We start from the raw sequence: 6427 nt of genomic DNA on the forward strand, positions 1-6427 counted from the left end.
AACATTACCTAAGCACCAAATTTAGGCTTTTAGGTAAACAAAGAGTAAACTTTAGTTTGTCATATTGTTTTAGATTGTGCATTGTCCGTACTGACAACAATTCTGTAAAATACCGGCTGCAAAATTTATGTACTGATATTTTTTCAAAGCATTTGACATCTTGTATCATGCTGAAAGTCTGATTTTGTGCTAGTAAATTGCAGATTTATATTACTTTTTCTTGTCAATATTCAATATTCTGAAAGTCTAATTCAGATAGAAATAATTGGCTAGAAAATCAACCGAGAAATAGAATTTAGGAGTAACCGAAATCATGGCAATATCACTGACCAAAGGACAACGAGTATCACTGGAAAAAGTTGCACCAGGACTCACGGAAGTATTTGTTGGTTTAGGTTGGGATGTCAAAGTGATGGATACTGGCTTTGATTTTGATTTAGATGCTTCAGTTTTCCTACTTGGAAGTAATGAAAAACTGATCTCTGATAATCACTTTATTTTTTACAACAACCTGATCAGTCCAGACCCTGCTAAATCAGTTCAACACACAGGAGATAACTTAACAGGTATTGGGGAAGGAGATGATGAAGTCATCAAGATTAATTTGCAAAAAGTTCCTGCTGATATTCAGAAAATAGTGATCACTGTCACTATACATGAAGCAGCAGAAAGAGGTCAAAATTTTGGTCAAGTTCATAATGCCTTTGTCCGAGTTGTCAATGCTCAAAATAAACAAGAGGTAATTCGTTACGACCTAGTTGAAGACTATTCAATTGAAACTGCATTGATCATGGCCGAACTCTATCGCAAGGATGGAGAATGGCGTTTAAATGCTGTAGGTTCTGGTTATCAAGGTGGATTAAAAGCCTTACTAGATCGTTTTAGCTAAGAGAAAATATAGGAGCAAATTATTATGGCAATTAATCTACAGAAAGGACAAAGAATATCACTTTCTAAAGAAGCTCCCGGCCTGACGCAAATGATGTGTGGACTAGGTTGGGATGTGGCAAAACGTTCTGGAGGTGGATTTTTTAGTAATTTTGGTGGTGGTCATGAATATGATCTAGATGCCTCTGTTATCTGCCTAGATACTAATGGCAAATTAACAGATAAAGGGAATATTATTTACTTTGGTAATCTCCAACATTATTCAGGAGGAATCACCCATACAGGAGACAATTTAACTGGTGCTGGTGATGGTGATGATGAGGTGATTATTATTGATTTACTCCGCATACCTGCCGAAATTGCTAAGTTGGTATTCGTAATTAATATTTACGAATGTATTACCCGGAAACAAGACTTTAGCCAAGTTGAAAATGCCTTTGTGCGTTTGGTTAATGTAGCTAACAACAAAGAACTGGCTAGATATAACCTTTCTGGCAAAGAGTACAAAGGGATGACAGGGATGATTTTAGCTGAAGTTTATCGGCACAATAATGAATGGAAAATGGCAGCTATTGGCAATGGTGTCAGTGTCAATGGTTTGGGAGAATTGGTTAAATCCTACTGTTAAATTTAAGGAATAATGTCGCTTTACGATCGCCTGAATCTCAAAAAACCAAATCGTAAGCTGCAAGTTCCGATTTGGGAACGGATCAACCTGGAAAGACCAGCAAAACCTCGCTGTCAAGGTTGCCGTTCTCGCATCCAAACAAATTGGCAAATATGTCCATTTTGTGGCAGGTTACTTGTTGAAAATACACACCAAAATCGTCATTGCATCTGGGTTGATATTTCAGCTATTCTGTTCGGTATTGAAGAAAAAAGCACCTTGATAAAATTAATGGAAGATGCTTTATCTAAAGTGTTCAGTGCTTTTAGAAGTGTGAATCTATTTTTAACATCTGAACCACCAGATCAAAGAGAGTGGGGGCAAAACTTTACTCATGTTCAGGTGCTATTTCATCATCAACCAGTTGACTATTTAGGAATTGCTAGTTTTAGTCCTGGTAAAGTGACAAATCTTGCTGCTGTGCGGATAGATCAAATACTTCATGCTTCCTATTGTGCTGATTTGAATTTAGAGCAATTATCTAATTTAATTGCTAATACTATCACCCACGAAATTGGACACACTTTAGGTTTAGACCATTCTAATTTACCAACTGATGTGATGCACGATGGACTGGATCATAGAATTCATAGTTTGATGCCACCATCATTTCATGCAGAGCAAATTATCTTAATGAATTATGCTATTAGTCAGCATAAATCTTAGTTTATATCCTTGAATATTATATGTTGCTAGTCCGCGTAGGCGGACTTTGTTTGTATAGCTGCGATTTACAACAATCGCCTTTTCTTTTTTACAACTTTTCTTTTTTAAAACCTCTGTTCTAAATACTGCTGATAACCCAATTCTGCTAATTTACTTTGTTTATCCATCACCATATCACATAAACTTTGACGATATGCTTGGACTTTTGCTAACAATTCTGGTTGATGCGTAGCGAGTATTTGCACTGCTAAGAGTCCGGCATTTTTAGCATTGCCAATAGCCACCGTAGCGACAGGAATACCTGCTGGCATCTGCACAATAGAATATAAAGAATCGACACCTTGTAAATTACGAGTTGCGACGGGAACACCAATTACAGGAAGGGGGGTTAAAGATGCTACCATACCAGGTAAATGGGCAGCACCACCAGCACCAGCGATAATCACCTTAATACCGCGTTGGTGGGCGGTTTGGGCATATTCTACCATGCGTTCTGGGGTACGATGGGCAGATACAATAGCTACTTCGGATTCAATGCCAAATTCCTCACAAACAGCGATCGCATCCTTCATAGTAGGCAGGTCCGAATCACTGCCCATAATAATACCAACTTCAAGACTCATAGAATTTTAGATTTTAGATTTTGGATTTTAGATTTTAGATTTTGGATTTTGGATTTTGGGTGAATTGTGGATATTTCCATCTACAATCAAGTTTAGGTTTATCTTGGCAGGGTAATGACTACCGCAACACTCAACCCGATTCTTTCCAACGTTGATATTATCAATGCAAAAGTACCCGGTTATCAAGGTTTACAGATGATTTGGGTGAATAAAAAGGGTAAAATTGAAGAGATTTTACCAATGGGGAAAGTGTGTCAACGAGAGACACCGGAAAATTTACAGATTGTGGATGTTGCCGGAGATTGGATATCATTAGGTGGAGTTGATCTACAAATAAATGGGGGACTAGGTTTAGCTTTTCCTGAGTTGACGCGAAAAAACATCCATCGGTTAGAAGAAATATCACAATATTTGTGGGATGCAGGAGTTGATGGATATTTACCAACACTGGTAACAACTTCTGTAGAAAATATTCAGCGATCGCTCACCCTCATCTCCAACTATACCCAAAAATCCGGTGCAAAAATCCTGGGAGTTCATCTCGAAGGACCATTTTTAAACTACGGTAAACGAGGCGCACATCCAGCAGAATATTTATTACCCCTGACAATGAACGAAGTCAAACGGGTATTAGGTGATTATGCCTCAATTGTCAAAGTTATCACTTTAGCACCAGAATTAGATCCCACAGGGGAAGTGATCCCCTATTTGCGTTCCTTGGGTATCACCGTTAGTTTAGGACATTCCCAAGCCACAGCAGCACAAGCACAACAAGCATTTAAAGCCGGTGCAACAATGGTAACTCATGCGTTCAATGCCATGCCACCATTACATCACCGCGAACCGGGATTATTAGGTGCAGCAATGAACAATCCCGACGTGATGAGTAGTTTTATAGCTGATGGACAGCACGTAGTCCCCATCATGTTAGAAATTTTGTTACGTGCGAGTAAAGGATTATTTCTTGTCAGTGATGCCCTAGCACCGTTAGGATTACCAGATGGGGAATATCCTTGGGATGATCGCAAAATTACCGTTAAAAACGGCACAGCCAGATTAGCAGATGGGACATTATCAGGTACAACCTTTCCTTTATTCAAGGGAGTACAGAACTTAGTCAAATGGGGCATTTGTGATGTAGAAACAGCCATTTTCTTAGCTACAGATGCACCCAGAAAAGCCATCAATTTACCCACACTTACGCCCAAGCAACCTGCTAATTTAATACGCTGGCATTGGGATAAAAATACCAGGGAATTGAATTGGAAAAGGATAAATAATTAGTAATAATTCAGGAGTCAGTAGGGGCGAAGCATTCGGAAAATAGCCTTGGGAAAAAATTGATAATTTATCGTCCGAATGCTTCGCCCTTACAGGAAAATAGCCTTGGGAAAAAATTGATAATTGATTACCCTAAGGCTTCCCCCGTACAGGATTCATGAAGTAATTTTATTTCACGCTAAGAAGCAAAGACGCAAAGAAGAAAAAGAGATTGTCAGTTTTCTGCAAACACAAAAAATCTCTCTCAAAACATCTTCCCTTCGTGTCCTTCGCTTCTTCGTGGTTCATTTATCCAAAAAATAGATATATAATATTATTTTCAATAACATCCTGAAAATCCTGAAAATCCTGAAAATCCTAAATCAAACAAAATTAATGATCATGACTTTAACAGAAGAAATTATTTCTCAACTTCCCGGAAATGTATTAAATGGTTTACGGCGCACCGACCAAATTTTAACATCTTTGCGAAGCGATAACCAAACATTCACAGAAGTAGTTAAACAAAACTCCGCACCTTTAAATTCTGTAGACTGGGATGTAATAATCTGCGGTGGAACATTAGGAATTTTAATAGGTTGTGCTTTAGCTGTGCGCGGTGTGCGGGTAGCATTATTAGAAAGAGGAATTTTACAAGGAAGAGAACAGGAATGGAATATTTCTCGCAAAGAATTATCAGTATTTAGAGAATTAGACTTATTAACAGAAACAGAGTTAGAAACAACTATTGTCACTGAATATAATCCCGCACGAGTGAGTTTTTCAGGTGGTACAGAAGTTTGGGTAGAAGATGTTTTAAATATTGGTGTTGACCCTGTTTATCTTCTCGCAACTTTAAAAAATCGGTTTCTATCGGTGGGAGGAATTTTATTTGAAAATACTCCTTTTAATAAAGTGGTAGTTCATCCCGATGGGGTAATAGTCAATAACCAATTTAAAGCCAGATTATTACTTGATGCAATGGGACATCTTTCACCTATTAGTAAACAAGCACGTCAAGGGAAAAAACCAGATGCACTTTGTTTAGTGGTGGGAAGTTGTGCAGAAGGTTTTCCGAAAAATGAATCAGGAGATTTGTTGTTATCTTTCACTCCTTTACAAAATCAATGTCAATATTTTTGGGAAGCTTTTCCCGCTAAGGATGGAAGAACAACTTATTTATTTACCTATATGGATGCAGCACCCCAACGCTTGAGTTTAGAAGATTTATTTGAGGAATATTTTCGCCTTTTACCAGAGTATCAAGGTGTGGAAATTAGTCAATTAAATTTTAAACGGGCGTTGTTTGGTTTCTTTCCCAGTTACCGCGAAAGTCCTTTACAAACTCTTTGGGATCGTATTTTACCCGTGGGTGATAGTAGCGGAAATCAATCACCTTTGAGTTTTGGCGGTTTTGGTGCTATGATTCGTCATTTACAAAGGTTAACTTTGGGTATTGAGGAAGCATTAAAAACCAATCAATTATCATCCCAATCTTTAAAACTTTTGCAACCATATCAACCGAGTTTGAGTGTAACTTGGTTATTTCAAAAAGCCATGAGTGTGGGTGTAAATCAACAAATTCCTCCCCAACAAATTAACCAACTTCTATCATCTGTGTTTGCAGAAATGGAAACATTAGGAAATCCGGTTTTAAAGCCTTTTTTACAAGATGTGGTTCAGTTTTCTGCTTTAACCAGAACTTTGTTAAAAACTGGTTTATCTCATCCTGTTTTGGTTGCTAAGATTATTCCTCAAGTTGGTTTATTAAGTTTATTTGATTGGATATTACATTATGGGAATTTATTTATATTTACTCTTTTATTTTCCTTCAGTTCTATCTTAGAACCAATAATTAAAAATCTGCCTTCAGATCAACAATATTATTATCATCGTTGGCTAGATGCTTGGAAGTTTGGTTCTGGTGGAGATTATTTTGAATAAGTTATTATTTTTAGGAGAGAAACTAAGTTATAACAGAGACAGAGCCTCTTTGATCACATTCCCAGTTAGAAACTGGGAACGAGATAAACGAGATAAACGAGATAAACGAGATAAACGAGATAAACAAGATAACGAGATATTTCCTTCTTACTGTCACCAGTCACCAGTCACCTTTTACAAACCCCCGTTTAATTTGTTCGCTTTCCATAGCAGTAAATAAAGCGCGAAAATTACCTTCACCAAAACCAGCAGCTTGAGAACGACGTTCAATAAATTCCAAGAAAAAAGTAGGTTCATTAAAAATTGGCTGGGTGAAAATCTGCAATAGTAAAGCTTCTAAAGGTGCATCTTGTTGAGAGTCTACCAAAATTTCTTGTTG

At 37.5% G+C, this 6427-nt stretch carries 6 protein-coding genes and 1 pseudogene; 5 read left to right on the forward strand and 2 right to left on the reverse strand.

Annotated elements, in window-relative coordinates; all coding sequences use genetic code 11:
• Window positions 1-310: 310 nt before the first annotated feature.
• Genes H6F47_RS06735 through H6F47_RS06745 form a run of 3 tightly spaced genes read left to right on the forward strand, consistent with a single transcriptional unit; the run spans window position 311 to window position 2221 of the window.
• Entirely contained in the window at window positions 311-889 is a 579-nt protein-coding gene (locus H6F47_RS06735; RefSeq protein ID WP_347237705.1) for a TerD family protein, read from the forward strand.
• A gap of 24 nt (window positions 890-913) precedes the next feature.
• The gene (locus tag H6F47_RS06740; RefSeq protein WP_096568474.1) at window positions 914-1516 is read left to right on the forward strand and encodes a TerD family protein; all 603 of its coding nucleotides are present in this window, start codon (window positions 914-916) and stop codon (window positions 1514-1516) included.
• 12 nt (window positions 1517-1528) lie between these two features.
• The gene (locus H6F47_RS06745; protein WP_096568471.1) at window positions 1529-2221 is read left to right on the forward strand and encodes a zinc-dependent metalloprotease family protein; all 693 of its coding nucleotides are present in this window, start codon (window positions 1529-1531) and stop codon (window positions 2219-2221) included.
• A 104-nt stretch (window positions 2222-2325) separates the two neighbouring features.
• Here H6F47_RS06745 and purE read toward each other — a convergent pair whose 3' ends face one another.
• Window positions 2326-2844: a 5-(carboxyamino)imidazole ribonucleotide mutase gene (purE, locus tag H6F47_RS06750; protein WP_096568468.1), complete on the reverse strand. Its 519-nt coding sequence runs from the start codon at window positions 2842-2844 to the stop codon at window positions 2326-2328.
• A 114-nt stretch (window positions 2845-2958) separates the two neighbouring features.
• Between purE and nagA the strand changes: the two genes are divergently transcribed.
• Both nagA and H6F47_RS06760 read left to right on the forward strand, forming a co-directional pair.
• Window positions 2959-4128, forward strand: coding sequence for an N-acetylglucosamine-6-phosphate deacetylase (gene nagA, locus H6F47_RS06755; protein ID WP_190346650.1), 1170 nt, complete (start codon window positions 2959-2961; stop codon window positions 4126-4128).
• 378 nt (window positions 4129-4506) lie between these two features.
• Window positions 4507-6048, forward strand: coding sequence for an FAD-dependent oxidoreductase (locus tag H6F47_RS06760; RefSeq protein ID WP_190648135.1), 1542 nt, complete (start codon window positions 4507-4509; stop codon window positions 6046-6048).
• 160 nt (window positions 6049-6208) lie between these two features.
• Here the strand turns inward: H6F47_RS06760 and H6F47_RS06765 are convergent.
• Window positions 6209-6427: pseudogene (locus tag H6F47_RS06765) on the reverse strand (4-hydroxyphenylpyruvate dioxygenase); the annotation flags it as partial.

Origin of the sequence: Sphaerospermopsis sp. FACHB-1094 (assembly GCF_014696195.1) — a bacterium.
Taxonomy (GTDB): domain Bacteria; phylum Cyanobacteriota; class Cyanobacteriia; order Cyanobacteriales; family Nostocaceae; genus Sphaerospermopsis; species Sphaerospermopsis kisseleviana.